Raw genomic sequence first — 19,506 nt, forward strand, 5'->3', positions numbered from 1 at the left:
TCGTGACAGCGATCAAAGCACTGCGCGAGGCGGGTTTTACTCGATTTTTGTGGCGGATTCTTGAGTTGAGTCAGGTAACGCTTGGTTAGCGGGCGGCACACTACCCTTTTGATAGCCGTGCAGACGCGGCTAAGGAAGCGAGCGTGGTCAAATCATCATCAACGCACTCACACGAAGCAATGCCTGAAGGGCACGGTGCGGAGTTCAGAGACCCTGTTTGCGGCATGCTGGTCAAGCCGGATAGCCCGTACCAAACACATCATGCCGGAAAAGCGTTTTATTTTTGTAGTCATAAATGCCAGGTTCGTTTTGACGCGGCGCCATCGCAATATCTTCAACCCAGCCGCCCAAGCGCAGATGCCGACGCCAAGAAGGACGACAACACAGAGTACACGTGCCCTATGCACCCGGAGGTGCGGCAGATAGGTCCAGGAAGTTGTCCAATATGCGGGATGGCGTTGGAGCCGGTGCTGCCTGATCTGGAAAACGAAAGCAATCCTGAACTTGAGGATTTCTCTCGGCGGTTTTGGGGGACGCTGCCCTTCACAGTGGTTGTCACAGCTCTGGCCATGTTTGGACATGGGCTGGATGTTTTCCACGGGCAATCGCAGAACTGGATTGAGCTTGCGCTGGCTTCGCCAGTAGTGCTGTGGGGCGGCCTGCCGTTCTTCGTTCGGGGTTTGGCCTCGGTGCAACAGCGCAGCCCAAACATGTGGACGTTGATTGGTCTGGGAACGGCTGCAGCGTATGGCTACAGCCTGGTGGCAACAGTGCTACCGGGGCTATTCCCAACCTCCTTCTCCGTGGGTGGGCGCATCGGGGTCTATTACGAAGCCGCCGCAGTGATTATCTCGCTAACACTCCTGGGTCAGATGATGGAGCTGCGCGCACGCTCAAAGACATCATCGGCAATCAAAGCTCTTTTAGGACTCTCTCCCAAAACTGCAAGGCGGATCAATAGTGACGATAGCGAAGAAGACATTCCGCTGGAGCACGTTCATTTAGGCAATAAATTGCGGGTTCGTCCGGGCGAGAAGGTTCCTGTAGACGGGGTGGTCACTGAAGGAGAGAGTGCCGTCGACGAGTCGATGCTGACGGGGGAGCCCGTGCCGGTAACCAAGCGGCCAGGTGACACCGTGATCGGAGCGACCCTCAATTCCCACGGCTCACTGATCATCGAAGCGACCCGTGTCGGTTCTGAAACGATGCTATCCCAGATCGTGCAAATGGTCGCCAATGCACAACGTTCCAAGGCCCCTATGCAGCGCATGGCCGACTCGGTTGCGGGCTATTTTGTAATCGTAGTGGTCGCCATCGCCATCGCTACATTCTTTGCCTGGGGGCTGTTTGGTCCGGATCAAGGCTGGGTATTCGGTTTGATCAACGCTGTCGCGGTATTGATCATCGCTTGCCCTTGCGCATTGGGGCTCGCCACGCCCATGTCCGTCATGGTCGCCACGGGCAAGGCCGCTAACAGCGGGGTGCTGTTCCGCGACGCTGCAGCCATCGAGAACTTCAAAAAGGTTACCACGCTGATCGTCGATAAGACTGGAACCTTGACCGAAGGCCGCCCCGTTTTCGAGCACGCCGAAGGTCACGGGGAGTTCGATGCAGGCGAAGTGCTGCGACTAGCAGCCAGCCTTGATCAGGGGAGTGAACATCCCTTGGCACATGCCATCGTGGATTATGCTCGTTCGCAAGGCGTGGAGTTGGTGGCTCCAGAGGGTTTCGAGTCGGAGTCGGGTATTGGCGTCCGTGGCCAGGTGGAGGGGCGCTCACTTCAGCTCGGCAACACCGCATTGATTGAGGGCGCAGGTATCGACGTCAGCCCTCTCAAATCGAAGGCTGAAGAGTGGCGTGAGCGCGGGAGCAGCGTCATGTTTCTTGCGGCGGATGGTCGCCTCGCCGGTGCCCTGGCTGTCTCTGATCCGATTAAGCCAACATCCAGAGAGGCGGTATCGCGCCTTCATGACGAGGGCATCCGCATCATCATGGCGACAGGAGACGGTTTGACCACCGCGCGAGCGGTAGCGAAAGAGTTAAACATCGACGAAGTCCACGGGGAGGTCAAACCGCAGGACAAGGAGCAGCTTGCGTTGCGCTTACAGGCCGAAGGGCAGTTCGTGGCGATGGCCGGGGATGGCATCAATGACGCACCGGCGTTGGCCCGAGCTGATGTCGGTATCGCCATGGGAACCGGGACGGACGTCGCGATGAGCAGTGCACAGGTGACCCTGGTCAAAGGCGATCTGATGGGAATTTTACGCGCCCGCAGTTTATCGGTCTCCACGGTGCGGAACATGCGACAAAACTTGTTGTTCGCCTTCATGTACAACGGGTTAAGCATCCCTATAGCTGCCGGCGTGCTTTATCCATTTACAGGCTTGCTCCTGTCGCCAATGATCGCAGCGGTAGCGATGAGCTTGAGCTCAGCTTCGGTCGTGTTCAACGCCCTCCGGCTGCAACGCGAGTGATCACCTGGTTGTGTCTTTGAAAGATAAGCTGCCAGTCTTACTAGAATGCGAAAGGCAGCGAAGCGCACTGGGCCCTCCAGCAAGGGTAGGAAGCTCGACCTTATCCACAGCGATCGCTATCCGGGACCGAAGCTGTATGCGATGCAAATTGTCGAGCCAGTTTCTTCATTCCGCTAGCTTTTCCATTCCACATAAACGGCGACATGAGCGAACGGGTTATGTCCGTCATTGAGAGCATGGTCCCAGCGCTTGAGGTGTATAGCATTGACGAAGCCTTCGCCGATCTGAGCGGCCTGGAAAATCGACTTCAGACAGGCCGTGAGATTCGAGCGCGCGTGCTTAAGCTGACGGGGATCCCCACCGGGGTGGGCATCGCGTCTACCAAAACCTTGGCCAAGCTAGCCAATGCTGCCGCGAAGAAATGGCAGAGGCAGACTGGCGGCGTCGTCGATATTTGCGACCCGGAACGACGCGACAAGCTGCTGAAAGTGATGCCGGTCGATGAAGTATGGGGCGTCGGACGAAAGATGACTGCGCACCTGACAGCAATGAATATCAAAACCGCCTGGGACCTTGCGCAAGCCGATGCTTGGACCCTACGTAAACAATATAGCGTCGTAATTGAAAAGACTGCGCGCGAACTGCGCGGGACACCCTGCCTGGAACTGGAAGAAGCCGCACCACCACGCCAAGAGATTTGCTGCAGCCGCATGTTCGGCACTCGCCTGAAAACGATCGAACCGATACGCGAAGCCGTAGCCAGCTACGTAGCACGAGCCTGTGAAAAGCTCAGATCGCAGGGTTCGCTCTGCAAGCGAATACGGGTCAGCATTCGTACCGGCATGTTCAATCCGGACGAAGCGAAGTACGCCAAGGGCGTCCTATGTGAACTGCCCTACCGCACGGACGATACCCGGTTGGTCACTCGCTACGCTATTGCGGGTTTAGAGCATGTGTTTCGCGAAGGCTATTCATACAGCAAGGCGGAGGTACTTTTGCTGGATTTGAGACAACGAGGCGAGTTCACCGACGATCTCTTTGCCGAGGTTCAGCCGGAGGCAGCCGAGCGGGTGATGAGCGTCCTTGATCAAATTAATCACCGCTGGGGCCGAGGAACGCTGCGGCCCGCAAGCGTACCGCCCTCCCCTGGCTGGGGAATGCGTCGGGAGATGAAGAGCCCAAGCTTCACGACGCGCTGGGAGGAGTTATGGCGGGTACGGTGTAGGTAGCATTGCACATCCGGATGTCAGACGGCCGCACGGTAAGCTCCTCTTTGCTCTTTCGAGTCACGTTCACTGTCTGGGCCCGACATCGGTAAGGCCGCTTCCGGCCATAAGCGGACACCCCCATCGGGGGCGAGTAGCCAGAGGGTTCAGAGCCGAACGATCGGGTCGCGTTTGATGACCAGCCCTTCAGCCTCTCGGTCGTAGATTCCCTCCGTCAGCCCTTGTTCGCGTAGCAGATGTTTCTGCACCTTTTGCGTTGGAGTCTTCGGCAGGCTCTCAACCATCCTGATATAACGAGGCACCATGAAGTGTGGCAGCCGGGGGATGAGATACTCGATGAGTTCGGCCGGCTTTAGCTCGGTTTCTGGTAGGGTAGCTATGACCGCTAGCACCTCGTCCTCACCGATCTCACTTGGTACTGCTACTACAGCTGCTTCCTGCACCAGCTCATGCGTGCAGATTTCCGCCTCCAGCTCGAAGGAGGAAATGTTTTCGCCACGCCGGCGGATTGCGTCCTTCATGCGATCGACAAAGAAATAGTTACCTTCGTCATCCCGGCGAAAGCCATCACCGGTATGGAACCATCCGTTTCGCCAGGCGGCGGCGGTGGCTGCGGGATCACGCAAATAACCGTGACTCAGTGACCAGGGCCGGTCGGTGCGGATGATCAGCTCGCCGACATCGCCAGGCGCAACTTCGCAATCGTTGATATCGACCAGGCGGACCTCGACCCCTCCGCGTGGCTTGCCACAGGTGCCGATGGGCTGCGGATTGGGCCCGGCGAATAAAGGTGTAGTGATCTCGCTCATGGCAAATGCGGTATACACCTCGCAGCCGAAACGCTGTGAAAAAGCCACAGAGTCGACACTCAGCGGGACAATTAAGGCACTGCGAACCCGATGCTGTTGCTCGGGCGCGCTGACTGGCTGCTTCATCAGGAAGGTGGCCATAACGCCCATCAACAGCACGCTGGTCGATTCGGTGCGAACCACTACGTCCCAGAAATCGTGGGTACTGAACGCCGAAACCATCGCAAGCGAGCCACCGGTCAGGACCGTGCGCATGACCATCGCCATACCGGTGACGTGAAATAGCGGCAGGTTGGCCAGGAACCGGTCATCGGCTGATGTATAGCCGAAGGTGGCCTCGCTGCCGGTGAATATATGCAGGTAGGACAACAGCACCGCTTTCGATGGTCCGGTGGTACCCGAAGTGTAAATAACCAGTTGCGTGTCCCAGGGTGCTACGTCCGCTGGCACCGGTGTTGCGTCGGTTGAGGTTAGCGCGTCCGGAGCATGCATGGTCAGCCGCGGATGGGTCGGCGGTTCGCCGCCCAGCACGAGCACGTCGGTTAAATTGCCAGTGTCGATATCCGTCAGCCGTGGAACCAGGTCGACATGCGCGATAAGCAGCCGCATCCCTGCCGTTTTGATGCAATGCTCAAGCAAGGCACCCCGGTACGCCAGGTTGAGCGGGACGAAGACCGCGCCCAGATAATTGATTGCAAACCATAGGCGCACCGCTTCGGCGCTATTGGGCAGCCACATACCGACGTAGTCGCCGGGCCTGACGCCCAAGGCGGCCAGCGCAGCGGCGGCGCTGTGGACTTCGTCGAGCGTGTCCGAGTAGGTCCAGCTCGTTCCGTCTTCGAATACAGCGAAGGTGCTATCCGGGCGCTCACGGGCATGCCGAGCGAGCACCTTGATCAACATACAGCTGTCTGGGTCGGGAATACGTGGGTCGTGAATGGTTCTTGTCATTGTTGTCTTCCACATGGTTCGGTGCGGGCAGGTGTATTCAGGTTCAGCGCGCCAGCGATGCGAAGGCCGGTTTTTCAATCGCTGCCTGGTATCCGTCTATCAATGACCGGGCGATGTGTGCGAGTGGCTCCGACTTGCGGATCGAGCCGACCCCGTGCCCAGCCGACCACACCCTGGTCCAGCGGCGACCGTCACCCTTGGGGTCGGCGAAGTCGATGCTGGTATCGCTCTGGATCGAGTCGAGCGAAATGCCTGCCAGTTCTAGGCTCTGCTTGAGCCAGTAGGCCGGCACGCCGGTCACCTTATGGGTCAATATCAGATCCTCGAAGGTGGAATCCGCCAGCATCCGACGGTAGTCGTCGTTCGCCATGCTTTCCTCGGCGGGAATGAAACGCGTACCCATAAGCGCCAGGTCGGCACCAATCAGCTCGGCCGCGCGAATCGACTCACCATTCATCATGCCGCCACCGAGCACCAGGATGCCGTCGAAGAACTCGCGCACCGCGGCAACCATGGCGAAACCGTTCATGGTGCCGGTGTGACCGCCGGCACCGGCGCCGACCAGAACCAGCCCGTCGACACCGGCTTGCGCCGCCAACCGGGCGAACTTCAGGGAGTTCACGTCGGCCAGCACCCGTCCGCCGTAACTGTGCACCGCATCAATGACGCCCTTGGGGCTGCCCAGCGCAGTGATGACGATCGGTGGCTTGTACTTTTTTACCAGCTCAAGATCGATGGGCAGCCGATTATTGGTACTGTGCACGACCAGATTCACCGCCCAGGGCGCGTCGCCCTCGGTCAGCGCTCCTGTGATCTGCTGGAGCCATTCTTCCAGCACCTCCGGAGTCCGCGCATTGGGCGTCGGGAAGCTGCCAATGATGCCGTTGCGACATGCCTGGATAACCATGTCCGGGCCGGATATGAGAAACATCGGTGCTGCGATCAGAGGAATCGCCAGCCCGGTCCATTCGTTGGGGATTGCCATGTGCCTTACTCCTGTCAAAGCATGGTGACGTCGGTGTCCAGACCGAGCAGGAGCCGGCCGGTGAGTTCATAAGTCGAATCGCTGACCATGAAGTGCTGGGCAATGACATGTATGTCGCGCAGGCAGCGCTGCAGCGGCGACTGACTAAAAATCGCATTGCCGCCGCCGAGCTGGTACATCGAGCTGACGATTTCCTGCGCGCTGTGCACCGCGTGGGTGGTGGCCAGCCGGATGTCTCGGCGCGTATCCACGGCAATTTCTCCGGTGATTTCCGCTTCGTTCCAGCCGGATCTGACGGCATCCATCATGAACGCACGGGCCGAACGCCAGCGGGCTTCGGCGCGGGCCACTGCCTGCTGGGTCGAGGCGCGCATGGCCAGCGTCTTGCTGCTGGACTGGGGCGTCTTGTCGCCAGCGAGCTCGATAAGCGTGTCCATCGCATGCCGTGCGACGCCGAGTGCGACGGCGCCAATGCCGATGCCAAGCAGGCCAAACACAGGGAAACGATACAGGGGGCGGTCGAGGGGGCGGTCCGCCATGAGGCAGGCGCTATGCGCCTCGGGTACAAACACCTCCTTGACTTCGAATTCACCACTGCCAGAGCCGAGCAGCCCGAAGGCATCCCAGTTGTTCAGATGGGCCACCTGGCTGCGGTCGAACAGGATCGACTGCACGCGGGGCCGGCCGCTGGGGAGCAGCTCGGGTTTGCCATCGGCATCGAGCACCAGGCAACCACCCTGGATCACATCGGCATTCTTGGTGGCCGAACCCCAGAACCAGCGCCCAGACACCCGGAATCCGGGCTCGCCATCTCGCGTTTCGCGGATGGCCTTGCCGCGGGGTGCGAAGACGCCTGCTGCCTTGATGTCCGGCTTGCCGTATAGCTGCCGGCTCACCGATGGATCGAGATAACCGGCCAGCACGCAGGACGTACAGGAAATGAAGGTACACCAGGCGGCCGAGGCATCGGTCTGTGCGAGACGTTCGATGATTTCGACGAACAGTTCGACCGTTATCTCGTGCCCCCCGTATTCCGCTGGGGTAAGCAGGCGATAAAGGCCCGCTGCAGCGAGATCATCGGCGATGTCCTGGGGCAGGTAACCGTTGGCTTCGATCTCTGCCACTCGCTTGGCAAATCGCGAAGCGGCGGCATCTGCCGTTGCCAGCAGATCGTTCCGCTGGGCGGCAGGGATGGGCGTATTCATCGTGGCTCCTTGGGGATGAAGTGCTCCAAATGGAGAAGACAACTATTATCCAGTCGGATAAATCTGTCAAACTCCAATTGTCGAGCCGCAGCTCATGCGGCTGGGTTAAACCCCCCAGGAGGTGCTGTTTATGGTTCAGCAGATAGTTGGCTCAGGCGAGGCTCCGCCGTCAGGTTCGCGGTCGGGCGAATCGCTTTCGGCCAAGGGAGAGCTGCGTCGGGCAGCGCTGGTGGCTGCGGCTCTGCGGATCATTCTGCGCGATGGTCATCACAATCTGAGCCTGCGAACCGTAGCCAGGGAGGCAGGGAGCAGCCACGGCGCGGTGGCCTATTATCTCGGCTCGCGTACCGCGCTCATGTGCGCAGCGATCGATCAGGCTTGTGACCGCATCGCCGTTTCGCTGCGCGAATTGGCGCCCGACCTGGAAGCGCAGGCGGGCGATCCCGTGGCATTTGCCTCGCTCATTGCGCAATACAACACGCGCATGCTGATCGATGACAGGGAAATGGGCCTGGCGGTATACGAGCTGAATCTGGCTGGCGCGCATGACATCGCGTTACGCCCCACCTTGTACAAGTGGGGCAGGATCCATGCACAGATATGTGAGAAGGCGTTCGTCAGGCTTGGCTCGAAGGACCCGGCAGCCGATTACGCGTTCCTGTTGCATGCCATCGGCGGCCTGATCGTTGCGGAGCTGTCATTACCCCGCAAAAACTTTGAGCAGCGCGTGTTCCGTCCCGCGATTGAACGGCTCATCTTCAGCATCGCCGGTCTGGCGCCGCGCAGCTGAACGACCGGCACCCCCTCACGGTGCGGTCATCAACCCTGATGATTTTCCTTGCGATTTTGCTACTGGTCGCGTCTGACTGATTTGCCGAAGCAGTGTTGACAGCACCGTATGTCCCTCCTATTCTCCGATCGGATAAGATAATCATAACAAAGAACGAAGGAGGCTCCATGGAACAGGTACGCATGGACACCGGCGCCACCGCACAGCGCAATTTTCTGCATGAGCTGACTGATTTCGTCGCCCGAGGCCCGACTCGCGTCTTCCTGCGTGCGCCTGGTTCGGCGGCTGGTTTGACTCGGCAGGCATACGTCGACGACGCAAGCCGGCTCGCAGGAGCGCTCCTGGAACGAGGAATGACGCGCGGGGCAGTGGTCGGCCTGTTGCTGGGGAATTCGCCCGAATACTACATAGCGGATACAGCAGTGCTGGCCGCAGGCGGTACACCTGTCTCGCTGTATCCCACGTCATCGTCGGAGCAACTGGCCTATATGGCGCGCGATGCTGGCATGACAGTCCTGATCACCGAGGCGCAATATGTGGCACGTCTCACTAGCGGCGAAGCCAGCTTCGATATGTTCAGTCTGGTCATCCTCACCGACGCAGTGCCGCTGGAGGCGGTCGACGCGCCCTGGCCCGTCCTCGATCTGCGAAGCTTGCTGGACGGGCCTGGGCTGAGTGTCGATCTGGCGCAGGCAGCTGAAGCGATCAGCCCGGATGATCTGCTTACCCTGGTGTACACCTCCGGCACTACAGGTGCACCGAAAGGTGTCCGGTTGAGCCACGCCAATCTGCTCAGTGCGGCTCGCAGCATGGGCGCTCTGATGCAACTGTCCGAGGGCGGCCGCATTCTTGCCTGGCTGCCGCATGCGCATGTAGCCGGTCGCAACGGGCAATATTACTGCGCGGTCATGTTCGGCCTGGAAGTGACGCTGTGCGAGGATCCCAAGCAACTGCCAGCTTTGCTGCCGACGGTACGGCCGACCTGGTTCTTCGCCGTACCGAGGCTTTGGGAAAAGCTCAAGGCCGGGATCGAGGCCGAATTCGCCCGGCTGCCGGAGTCGGCGCAAACGGAAGTGCGCAACGCGATCGACGCGCGCCTCCAGCGACTCCGCGACCCCGGCGGAGGCGCAAGGGAACAGGCGCTTCGGCTGGAAGAGGCGGATGCGAGGTACTTCGCACCGCTGCGCACCAAGCTCGGGCTGGATCAGGCCCGGGTGCTCAACACCGGTACGGCTCCCACGCCTGTGCACGTGCTGGAGTTCTTCGCTGCATTAGGATTGCCGATTGGAGACATCTTCGGCGCCACCGAAACCTGTGCCTGCGGCAGCATGGGCCAGGCCGCGAATTTCAGACTGGGCAGTGCCGGGCAGGCGGTACCCGGTATGGAAATCTCCATTGCCGACGATGGCGAAGTACTGCTTCGCGGCCAGCCGGTGATGCAGGGCTATCACAACCAGCCGTCCAAAACCGCCGAAGCTCTGAGCAAGGACGGTTGGTACCGCACGGGCGATGTCGGTCGGTTGGACGCCGACGGCTTCCTATGGATTACCGACCGTAAAAAAGAGCTGATCATCAGCTCGAGCGGCAAGAACATGTCGCCAGCCAACATCGAAGCCATGATCAAATCCGGCGATCCGCTTATCGGCCAGGTCTGTGTGATCGGTGATGCGCGGCCGTACAACACGGCCTTGATCGTCATCGATCCAGACTATGCCCAGGCTTGGGCAACGGCGCGGCAAATCAAAGGCACGATCGGCGAGCTTGCCCGGCATCCCGAGCTCCTCTCGGCCATCACGGCGGGTGTGGAACGCGGCAACCAGCGGCTGTCTCGGGTCGAGCAGGTCAAACGCTTTACCGTGCTGGAGCGGGAATGGCCACCCGGTGGAGACGAGCTGACGACGACCATGAAGCTCAGGCGCAAGGCCGTCGAACACAAATACGCCAGCGACATCGAGCAATTGTATACAGCCTAGTGCTGCCAACCGGTCGAAGACAGTCGCCCGGCGTGACGCGCCGGGCGGACTATTCACCGATCGGAGAATATAAACCGGAGGAGTACATCATGAGCAAGAACACCGAGGTTTTCGAACATCTGGTGCAGACCGAGAGGCAACGTGGTTTTTCCCGCGATTTCCTCGCTACCTGGGAGCAATGCGAGTTCTGGAACACCGTTGAGGTAGGGCAGATGCGCATGAATCCGCGCACTTTCGTGGTGGAGGAGGAAGACGTCCTGGCTTACAACAAGGCGCTCGGCGAAACCCACCCATTGTTCATCGATCCCGAGTACGCTCGTCGCCACGCGCCCAATGGCACGGTTATCGTGCATCCTGTGTTCATCACCACCATTGCCTTCTGGTTTGCCCAGCCCGGCGACGGTGGGTCGTGGATACGCACGCCCGGGGCACGTAATCCGTTCCAGCACCTCGAGATTTTCGATCCGATCCGCGTCGGTGACCGCCTGACCCAGGTGCAGGAAACCAGCGACCGTTTCTGGCGCCGTGACAAGGCGTATATCACCACCCATTCGATACTCACCGACCAGAACGACCGCAAGAAGGTGGAGTTCTGGGGAACATTGATCCTGCCGCCGACTGCCGACGACGTCCGCCCGTTCGCTACCGCCTGACTCTCAAGGAAACATGACCATGACCCAATCGACCCAAGCGCTTGACCGGCCCGTTCCCTATCTGGACGACCTCAAGGCAGGCGACCTGCTGGAGCCCCTGGTATATGAAATCACCCAGGATCTGATCCACCGCTATGGCCTGGCAAGCCTGGATCTCAATCCGGTACACATGAATCCGGCCTGGTGTGAACGCGCACAGGTATTCGGAACGCCGAAAACCGTCCAGCACGGCATGATGAGCATGTCCTTCATGGCCTCGGTGGTCCTGCGGTCCTTCGGTCCGCTGGCCAACATACTCGTTGTCGACAGCAAGTTCACCAAACCGGGCCCAGTGGGCAACACCATCACCTGCCGCGGCAAGGTGCGTGACATTCACGTGCTCAACAATGGTAACGACTACGCGATCATCAACGTCGAAGCCACCGATCAGGACGGCGACACCGTCGGGATCAGCGAAGTCCATGTTCGGCTGCCGCGACGGCCTGGCGCAGGCGCGGTATAGCGTCAGAGGGGCCGATTTTGCTGTGCTAGAATCGGCCGCTTTCAACTCCAACAGTGATCTCATGAGCAAGCTTTCGGATGAAGACAATGCCGCTCGCCCGCGTTCCAGCCGGGCCCCTGCCAACCTGACCCAGCGCGGGACGGAACGACGGCAGGCGCTGCTTGCCGCGGCGCTGAGGATTATCGTTCGCGACGGCCCGGGTTCGGTGACTTTCCGGACGGTGGTGGCCGAAGCCAGCGCCAGTCATGGTTCGGTGGCGTACTACTTCGGGACACGCGAAGAGCTCATCCGGGAGGCAATGATACTGGTCGCCAACCGTAACATCGAAGCACTGGCCGGCGTGCTCGAACAATTCGAATCCGTGCCTGGCGATCCGCAGTCGCTTGCCACGATCATTGCCAACCACTCCACTCAACAGATGATCGAAGATCGCAGCATGGGTATCACGATCATCGAACTTCACCTCGCCGCCGCACGCTATCCGGAGTTGCGGCCGGTGCTGCGCGACTGGGGTAGGGCATATGCCCGCATTATTCACCGCATCCTCGCCAATCTCGGCTCCTCCGATCCCCAGGCGGATGCGGCCCTGCTCACCAACACCATCAACGGTCATGTCATCGGCCAGCTGGCTCTACAACGAAAGGACTTCGAGTCGACGGTTCTACGTCCAGCCATACTTAGATTGCTGACGACGATCGCCAATCCGACTTGTTGAGAGGATCATGGTGAGTGTCTGCTTCTGGCCGAAAGCGGACGATATCTGCCCTCTCTGAACTCAACGGACCGGAATTCCATCTCCACGGATCATCATCAGCAAGATAGTCGTGTCGGGTACTTGTTCGCCCCGGCGGAGTCGCTAGGATTTGCAGGCTTCTGGTTTCCATGCGCCTTCTAGCTCGTTACCGGATTGCAGTCCGCATGCGGAATAGCATTCGGGCGAGGGCAAGATTCGGGCGACCAGAGAAAACCAAAGTTTGATTGGTTAAAACCAGTCGATTGAGCGCGCGCACGGTTCGAACGCAATCAACTCCAAGATCGCTATTAGCGTTCTCCCATGATCTGCCGCAGGGCGTCGGGCCTCGGGGCGCCCTTGTGCTGTTGCAGACGTTCGTCTGCATCGAGATAGTAGATGGCCGGGGTGGCTGCGGCGCCCAGTTCCCCCATCAGCGCCTCGTTCGAATCCAGCTTCGTCTGCAGCGCTGCGGGTATGTCGCTCACAGCTTTCAGTGTGCTTGCCTTTCCGGCCTGCTCATGGCGATGGAGCGCATCCCTTGGGTCGTCTGCAACGAGGAGTCTCGCAGCTTTTCCTGCGCTATCAGGCATCAACATGCCAACCATGACGTGACGAAGCTGAACAGCGCCCGATTCAACCCACGGTCGCGCCTGCTTCCAGAACAGGTTGCAATATGGGCAGTTGGGATCGGAAAACATATAGACAACTCGGGGCGCATCATCGCTTCCGTCTGCAATCCAGTGGCTCTGTTCGAGCCGCTGCCACATTTCCTTGCCCATCGGTTCGTAGACCAGGCGTTCCAGGGGCTCCTGGCTGAGATTCTCTCCCCTCGCGTCGAGCAGATTCCCCACAAGCACATGCTGACCATCCTCAGTCAGATACAGCGTCATACCCTGCCCGTTGAACCGAGCAGCGTAACCCTTCAAGCCGGCCGGCGCGTCGAAGGTATCGATGATCTGAACGCCCTTAGACTGTAACGTCTCGATCGCGGCGGGCCATTGGTCTCCAAGCGCGTACGACGCGGGGAATAGCGACAGAGCGCAACACAACGCGCACCTGGAAGGTACTTTGATCATTCACTATACTCCTCAGTTTTACAGCGGGCGCGCCAGCCCGGCGCGATATTCGCCAGAAGGTTAGTAACCTTGGTCAAACCGTCTTCGATTTCTAGGTACCGGTGGCAGCGTCGAACATCGGACTCCTGCCCAAACTTGACGCGAGTGTTCTCTCCAGACCTAGCGAATCGCTCCGATAGCGCGACGGGGATACAACCCCTCTGCCGAGAACAGGGCGTCGACCAGACGCGAGCGATGCCGTAGCCAGACAACGCCCAGACAAATCGCAAAAACGAGAGCGAGGTACCCTGAGAACACATATAGCGGGTTCACTTCGGTGCTTTCGATCAATAACGGAATGGCGATACCCACCGGCACATGCACCATGTACAGAACCAGCGAGTTACGACCGAGATAGGCCAGCGCAGGTGCGATCCGCCATTGCTCGGCGCGCTTTGTCAGGATGATCAGGATGGGTAGCGCAGCACCTGCCACGATGCAGTAGGTCAGATTGTGTTTTGCGATCGGTATCAGGTCGACCATGACGCCAGTCATGCATACCGCGATGACCGCCAAACCGCCCCAGATTAATGATGTCTGGTGTTCGTCTATCCATGCTGCGCAATTGGAAGCGCGGTTCGCGAACGCGCCTGCCATGAAGAACATGAACAGTGCCGTCAAATAGCCAAAGCCTGCCGGGTATCCGATCAGATACAGCGTGACGGCGACCAACGCCGAGACCACGAATCCTGCCTTGAACAGAAAAAACCCAACGATGTAATAAACAGCCAGGTAGTGCAGAAACCACAAGTGGTGCCAGGGATCGTAAAGTAGCGCTTTGAACAGATCGATTTCCGAAGGAAGGCCGAGGGCGATCTCCCGAACCTCGTACAGCAGATAGAGAATCAGCGTCCACACCACGAACGGATAGATCAGATTACTGATCTTCCCAAGCGCATATCGCTTCGCCCCTTTTTTGATAGACCCCGCCAGCAGCATCCCGGAGAGAAAGAACAGCACGGGCATGCGGAACGGGCCAACCAATTCGCCAACGTATTTCAACCCGGCGAAAGCATCCGGGTACTTCTCATACATATAGACGGTGCAGTGGTAGACGACGACCAGGAAGATAGCGACGCCTCGCAGCATGTCCATCCAGCGCATCCGGTTTTGGTTCCCAACATCAGCAACCATGCGAGGCGCCCTCCCCGTCATCGGAACGGAGAAAATCAGCGGGTTTGGTGGAGCCGACGCTGTTCGACAATAAATGGCAATACTGCTCGCAGCTTCTATGGCAGGAGTCCATGGTCCTTGCGTTCATCGATCATTCTCCTTCAGTTTCTGCAGCTGTCGCGCCAGGCTGGCGCGGGATAGCTCGCCAAGATGACTGGCTACCTGGCGCCCTTCGGCATCGTAGAAAAGCGTCGTAGGCAGCGCGGCTGAGCCGAGCAACTGGCCCAACTGCCCGCCGGTATCCAGCAGCACGTTGTCCAGACCAAGCTGGTGAGTGTTCAGGTATTGGCCAATGGTCCGTTCACCCTCCCCCTGGTTTACGAAGAGAAAGGTCAGGTCGGGTTCGTTGTGCTGGGCTTCGGCAAGTACCGGCATCTCTCTGCGACACGGTGGGCACCAGGTCGCCCATAGATTGATCACCACGGGTTTGCCGAGGTAATCATGCAGCGCGGCTGGATTGCCCTGCTGATCGCGCAGCGTCAACTCCGGCAACCGGGTACCCTGTTCGAACGCGTGCAGGACCAGGCTGGTGAAGCTCCAGACCGACACTCCCACTGCCATGGCAAACCCCAACGGCTTGCGCAGAGTCTTGTCCCGCCAGACCATCCAACCGCCCAGCAGCACAGCTGCCAGCACCCCCGGCCAGGCGATGAATCCGCCATCGCGGATATCGATTGCGTTCCAGGGCTCGTCGCGAAAGTGATCGAAATAAGCGATCACAAAAGCCAGGCGCGCGACGATCAGCGCTACCAGCAGCAATTTGAAGAGCTGTGCTTCCGGGTTGAGTTTGCTGCGTCGACCGACCCACCAGCCGGTCAACATTGCGAACAGCAGGCTCAGAATCAGCAGGAGGTGCGGGACCGGCAATGCGATCGGCCCTACGTTCATGGTCAACATCAGCCGCGCTCCAATGTTTCAGTCCAATTGGCCAGAAATTGCCGGGCATCTACCTCGCCGGTAATGCGCTGGGAGCGCCGTTCGACGCCGTCCGGACCGATCCATAGCAATGTCGGCGGCCCCAGCACCTTGTAGCGCTCCAAGAGTTCGCGCGTCGCGGAATTGGTAACGGTGACGTCGGGCCGCAGAATGCGCACATCTTTCAATGCCGCTTTAACCTCGGCATTGCCGAACACTTCCCTTTCCATCACCTTGCACGACACACACCAGTCGGCGTAGTAATCAATCAGCACCCATTGACCGGCCGCTCTGGCAGCGGCGAGCTCTTTGTAAAGCACGGCGGGCTCGCTGAAACCGACAGGGTTTTCACCTGCCTCACCAGCCTGAACGGTCGCCACACCGCCGGTGAATATCGCCAGCGGTCGCAACGGGTCGTGCGCGCCGCCTGCGGCGCCTAACAACATGGTTACGCCCCAGATAGCGGCCAGCGAGGCAACGGCCTTGCTCAACGCCTGACGCTTGCGCAGCTCACGGGCAAGCTGCAGCAGCCCGATGGCCAGCATCACCAGTAACGCGCCCCATAACCCCACCCAGGCCGGGTCCGACAGCAACGGCCGGAGTACATAGAGCGCTGCAATCAGAAACAGGAAGCCAAACGAGACCTTGATGCGCTCCATCCACGCGCCGGGTTTGGGCAGAAATCGGTTCCCAACCGTGACCAGCAATACCAGCGGCGCACCGATGCCCAGCCCCAGCGCGAACAACACCAGTCCGCCGTGAAGCGCATTGCCGCTTTGCGCGATGTATAACAGTGCTGCCGCGAGGGGCGCTGTCATGCAGGGTCCGACCAGCAGACCGGACAGCACACCCAATACGCTTGCCCCGGCCAGGCTGCCCCCCTTGCGGAATCGCCCGGCATTCTCCAACCGGTCGCGCAGTCTGGCCGGGAGCTGCAATTCAAAAAAGCCGAACATGGGCAGCGACAGCAAGACAAAAAGGCCGGCGAAACCGGCGATCAACCATGGCTGCATCAGCAGGCCCTGCAGATTGGCACCGAGCAGTGCTGCCAGCACTCCGAGGGCGGCGTAGACCAGAGCCATGCTGATCACATAGGCCATGGCCAGAACGAAGCCGAGCCGCGGCGTGGCCCCGCTGCCGACGACAACTCCTGCCAGGATGGGCAGCATCGGTAGCGAGCAGGGTGCAAAAGCCAGCAATAAACCGAGGCCAAAGAACAGGAGCAAATTCAGACTTAGGGCTCGCTCTTGCAAACCGCTGACCAGCGCTTCGTCATCAGCCTGCACAGAGCCAGGCGGGAGATCTGGCGCCGCGCTGCCCAGACTGACCTGCTTGGATTGCGGCGGATAACATAAGCCGGCATCAGCACAGCCTTGCCAGCCCAGCTCGATAGTGCCGGCGTCAGTATCGGCGATGATCACTTCGAGACCGCCCCGATAGATCCGCGAGTCACCGAAGAACTCATCGGTGTACGGTTCGCCCGCTGGGAGTGCCGGTTGCTCATCGGGATCAAGCCCGCCGAAACTCAGGCGTTGCTGATAAAGATAGTAGCCCGGCGCGATATCCCAGCGGACCAGCGTGCGGCCCTGGCCCTGCGGCTCGACATGCAGCTGGAATGCCCTGTCTACAGGTAGGAAATCGTTCTGCTCATGGTTTGCTGGAAACAGCGAAGCATTCGCCGTTTGCAGCAAGCAGGCACAGCAAACCAGTAACAAGGTAATCGCTCGCATAAGCCCCGATCCGAAAAACAGTCCAGCGGAGGATGAGGGGCGCGGATTAACGGGCGATTAACCACTGTTACATCGCTGGATATCGCTTCCGCCTGCCGGGAACAATGCTGGCTTCGGTGCTAGGGCAACGAGCTAAAGAGCAATCGGCCCGCTGCTATGCTGATAACGTTCTGTTAATCCTGATGGACAAGAATGCCCCGCATATTCCTGACGAAGCCAACCCATGCACGTATTGCTTACCGAAGACAATGCACTGATCGCTAGCGGTGTGACCGCCGGACTGGAAGCTCAGGGCTTCGTGGTCACGCACGCCGCTACCGCCGCGCAAGCCGAGGCAACGCTGCGCAACACAGTCATTGATGTCATGATTCTGGATCTGGGTTTGCCGGATGAGGATGGCCTGCAGCTTCTGCAGCGGCTCCGCCGGCGCGGCTTAGAGCTGCCGGTGTTGATTCTGACCGCTCGCGACGCGGTAACCGAACGTGTTGCCGGTCTGCAGGCGGGCGCTGATGACTATCTCACCAAACCTTTCGATCTACGCGAACTGGCAGCGCGGTTGCATACCCTGCTGCGTCGCGTCGCAGGACGCAGCAGCCATCTGATCGAGCACGGTTCAATCATCTATGACCCGGCAGCCTGCACCGTCACCTGCAGCGGTACAGCCATCGAGCTGTCGCGTCGCGAACAGGCGCTATTACAGGCGTTGCTGCAGAACCCGGGGCGCGTACTCTCGGCCGAACAGCTCAAAGACGCGGTGTACGGACTGAACGATGAGGTCGAAAGCAACGCCTTGAACGTGCATATCCATCATCTGCGCCGCAAGCTCGGCGGCGGCATTGTCGAGACCGTGCGCGGTCTCGGCTATCGTCTCGGGCCAGCAAGTCCCACGTCGCCGGCATCGGACCATCAAGCCTCATGAGTTTGCGGCTGCGTTTGATCGTTACGCTGGGTTCGGCTTTTGTGCTGCTGTGGTCGCTTGCAGCGGCTTGGATGCTATTCGACGTACGCAATCAGCTGATGCTATCGCTTGATCAGAGGCTGGCAGCCTCGGCGCGCATGGTCGCCGGACTCCTGGAACAGCTGCCCCAGGCGGAACTGAACGAAGGAGGCGTAACGAGGCTGCGTACCGAACAGTTAGGCGTCGAGAACGGCCTCGCCTGCCAGGTCAGTTCGTTACGTGGGGAAGTCATCGCACGCAGCCACTCCGCCCCTGACGCCGTGCTTGGCGCTCAGCAGGCAGGCTTCCATGACCAGTTGATCGAAGGGACGGCTTGGCGAAGTTTCACGTTTGTCCAGGACGGCATGCGTATCACCACAGCCGATCGTCTCGACGAACGCGACACCCTGAAACGCTCGGTGCTGCTCGCCGCTGCGGTACCGGTCCTGTTTGCGCTGCTGGGTAGCTTGATCGTGCTGTGGTTTGGCGTGAGCAACGGGCTTGCCCCCCTGCGCTGGATCCGGACCGCGCTGGCCGAGCGCAGCGCCGATTCGATCGAGCCGCTGCAGATCGAACGGCTACCCGCCGAACTGGCCCCACTGGTCGAAACACAAAATCAGCTATTTCAGCGCATCGCCCGTACCATCGAGCGCGAGCGTCGCCTGACCGACGATGCCGCACATGAGCTGCGCAGTCCGCTCACGGCTATTAAGACCCACTTGCAGGTCGCCTCGATGACGTCAGGTGACCAGTCCCGGCAGGCGTTGCTGCAGGCCGAACTCGGCGCGGATCGTATGCATCGCACTCTCGAACAATTGTTGATGTTGGCGCGTGTCGAAGGTCGCGTGTCCTTCGACGACGGGTTGCGCTGCACGGCGGCGGATGTTGCGAAAACCGCTCTGGCCGATGTTGATCAGCATCAAGGCGCTCCTGTGGATTTGATGGCGACTAGCGGTATCTCCCACAGATTCATCGGCGTGCCTCCAACATTGGCGATTGCCGCACTCCGTAATCTGCTCGAAAACGCCCGGCGCCACACCCGCGTGGGTACCAACGTCGAGCTGACGCTATCCCCCCAGGGGGCCGACAAGGTCTGCTTCAGCGTGAGGGACTACGGTGCCGGCATCTCCGCCGAAAAGCTGGATCTGGTCACTGAACGGTTCTGGCGAAATTCCAAGGGCGACGGCAGCGGGCTCGGCCTGTCCATCGTCAAGGCCATTGCCGAACGCTGCGATTGCGAGATGCGCTTCGTGTCACTCGGTGACGGATTTCAGGTGGATTTCGTCGTTGGGCTGCAGCCAGATCATCATGCCGGGTGAGGAACTGATCGATTTC

General features: G+C 59.8%; 15 protein-coding genes and 1 pseudogene. 9 read left to right on the forward strand and 7 right to left on the reverse strand.

Annotation, left to right across the window (positions count from 1 at the left end):
• The first annotated feature begins 179 nt into the window (after positions 1-179).
• On the forward strand, positions 180-2,474 hold the full coding sequence (locus KEM63_RS12365) for a heavy metal translocating P-type ATPase (RefSeq protein ID WP_150302025.1): 2,295 nt from the start codon (positions 180-182) through the stop codon (positions 2,472-2,474).
• A 185-nt stretch (positions 2,475-2,659) separates the two neighbouring features.
• A pseudogene (locus KEM63_RS12370) lies at positions 2,660-3,703 on the forward strand (DUF4113 domain-containing protein); the annotation flags it as partial.
• Positions 3,704-3,846: 143 nt separating this feature from the next.
• On the opposite strand, the gene KEM63_RS12375 reads toward KEM63_RS12370, so the two are convergent.
• The 3 genes from KEM63_RS12375 to KEM63_RS12385 are packed head-to-tail and all read right to left on the reverse strand — an operon-like array spanning position 3,847 to position 7,650.
• Entirely contained in the window at positions 3,847-5,460 is a 1,614-nt protein-coding gene (locus tag KEM63_RS12375; RefSeq protein ID WP_223652059.1) for an AMP-binding protein, read from the reverse strand.
• Positions 5,461-5,503: 43 nt separating this feature from the next.
• Positions 5,504-6,445: an NAD(P)H-dependent flavin oxidoreductase gene (locus KEM63_RS12380; protein WP_223652060.1), complete on the reverse strand. Its 942-nt coding sequence runs from the start codon at positions 6,443-6,445 to the stop codon at positions 5,504-5,506.
• A gap of 14 nt (positions 6,446-6,459) precedes the next feature.
• Positions 6,460-7,650, reverse strand: a complete 1,191-nt coding sequence (locus tag KEM63_RS12385) for an acyl-CoA dehydrogenase family protein (protein WP_223652062.1) — start codon at positions 7,648-7,650, stop codon at positions 6,460-6,462.
• 130 nt (positions 7,651-7,780) lie between these two features.
• On the opposite strand from KEM63_RS12385, the gene KEM63_RS12390 reads away from it, so the two are divergent.
• The 5 genes from KEM63_RS12390 (at position 7,781) to KEM63_RS12410 (ending at position 12,283) form a co-directional block, all read left to right on the forward strand.
• Complete coding sequence (locus tag KEM63_RS12390) at positions 7,781-8,440, forward strand: TetR/AcrR family transcriptional regulator (RefSeq protein ID WP_223652064.1); 660 nt, start codon at positions 7,781-7,783, stop codon at positions 8,438-8,440.
• A gap of 167 nt (positions 8,441-8,607) precedes the next feature.
• Positions 8,608-10,413 carry an AMP-dependent synthetase/ligase gene (locus KEM63_RS12395; RefSeq protein ID WP_223652065.1) on the forward strand — a complete coding sequence of 602 codons (1,806 nt, stop codon included), beginning with the start codon at positions 8,608-8,610 and terminating at the stop codon, positions 10,411-10,413.
• 89 nt (positions 10,414-10,502) lie between these two features.
• Positions 10,503-11,066, forward strand: coding sequence for a MaoC family dehydratase (locus KEM63_RS12400; RefSeq protein WP_223652067.1), 564 nt, complete (start codon positions 10,503-10,505; stop codon positions 11,064-11,066).
• 19 nt (positions 11,067-11,085) lie between these two features.
• Positions 11,086-11,568, forward strand: a complete 483-nt coding sequence (locus tag KEM63_RS12405) for a MaoC family dehydratase (protein WP_223652069.1) — start codon at positions 11,086-11,088, stop codon at positions 11,566-11,568.
• A gap of 61 nt (positions 11,569-11,629) precedes the next feature.
• Positions 11,630-12,283, forward strand: a complete 654-nt coding sequence (locus tag KEM63_RS12410; RefSeq protein WP_223652070.1) for a TetR/AcrR family transcriptional regulator — start codon at positions 11,630-11,632, stop codon at positions 12,281-12,283.
• 326 nt (positions 12,284-12,609) lie between these two features.
• On the opposite strand, the gene dsbG is transcribed toward KEM63_RS12410, so the two are convergent.
• From dsbG to dsbD, 4 genes are all read right to left on the reverse strand, one after another.
• Entirely contained in the window at positions 12,610-13,377 is a 768-nt protein-coding gene (gene dsbG / locus KEM63_RS12415) for a thiol:disulfide interchange protein DsbG (RefSeq protein WP_223652072.1), read from the reverse strand.
• Positions 13,378-13,536: 159 nt separating this feature from the next.
• Positions 13,537-14,550, reverse strand: coding sequence for an acyltransferase family protein (locus tag KEM63_RS12420; RefSeq protein ID WP_223652074.1), 1,014 nt, complete (start codon positions 14,548-14,550; stop codon positions 13,537-13,539).
• A 123-nt stretch (positions 14,551-14,673) separates the two neighbouring features.
• Positions 14,674-15,486 (reverse strand): TlpA disulfide reductase family protein, encoded by an 813-nt coding sequence (locus KEM63_RS12425; protein ID WP_223652075.1) that lies wholly within the window; start codon positions 15,484-15,486, stop codon positions 14,674-14,676.
• A complete protein-coding gene (gene dsbD, locus KEM63_RS12430; protein ID WP_223652077.1) occupies positions 15,486-17,234 on the reverse strand; it encodes a protein-disulfide reductase DsbD in 1,749 nt (582 codons plus the stop codon). Before dsbD ends, KEM63_RS12425 begins: the two co-directional genes overlap by 1 nt.
• 223 nt (positions 17,235-17,457) lie before the next feature.
• On the opposite strand from dsbD, the gene KEM63_RS12435 reads away from it, so the two are divergent.
• Together KEM63_RS12435 and KEM63_RS12440 are read left to right on the forward strand one after the other, a co-directional pair.
• Positions 17,458-18,153: a response regulator transcription factor gene (locus KEM63_RS12435; RefSeq protein WP_223652079.1), complete on the forward strand. Its 696-nt coding sequence runs from the start codon at positions 17,458-17,460 to the stop codon at positions 18,151-18,153.
• Entirely contained in the window at positions 18,150-19,490 is a 1,341-nt protein-coding gene (locus tag KEM63_RS12440) for an ATP-binding protein (RefSeq protein WP_223652081.1), read from the forward strand. The genes KEM63_RS12435 and KEM63_RS12440 overlap by 4 nt, the downstream gene beginning before the upstream one ends.
• Positions 19,491-19,506: the final 16 nt, after the last annotated feature.

Origin of the sequence: Halopseudomonas nanhaiensis (assembly GCF_020025155.1) — a bacterium.
Taxonomy (GTDB): domain Bacteria; phylum Pseudomonadota; class Gammaproteobacteria; order Pseudomonadales; family Pseudomonadaceae; genus Halopseudomonas; species Halopseudomonas nanhaiensis.